The sequence below is a fragment of the Xenorhabdus yunnanensis genome (genome assembly GCF_028598805.1).
GTDB classification, from domain to species: domain Bacteria; phylum Pseudomonadota; class Gammaproteobacteria; order Enterobacterales; family Enterobacteriaceae; genus Xenorhabdus; species Xenorhabdus yunnanensis.
Genome location: NZ_JAQRFI010000297.1, coordinates 1 through 285 on the forward strand (window position 1 = coordinate 1; position 285 = coordinate 285).

Here is a 285-nt window from a genome sequence, read left to right on the forward strand (position 1 = left end):
GACCTTATCGCGTTGAATACCCAACAGCTGATCAATCTCATCCGCCAGCACTTTGAATTCTTTGCCCTGCGTCAATCTCAGTAGTGCCCAGCCGTCCCCGGCATTGCAGGTGCAGATGAATGTTCCGCGCCCGTCACGGTCATCAATGCGGAATTTGCCTTTCTGCTTACAGACTGGACAGTTGCCCTTGAAATGCCTTTTTCCTGTCACCGGAGGCAATTTGTAATAAGCAAAGATTTCAGGCCAGCGACCAACAACGGCCTCGGTCGTTTTTATTCTGTTCAC

At 50.5% G+C, this 285-nt stretch carries 1 protein-coding gene; it reads right to left on the reverse strand.

Annotated features, from left to right (window positions below):
- Nucleotides 1-285: primase-helicase zinc-binding domain-containing protein (locus PSI23_RS22320; protein WP_273557082.1), on the reverse strand; the 285-nt coding region annotated here is incomplete at both ends.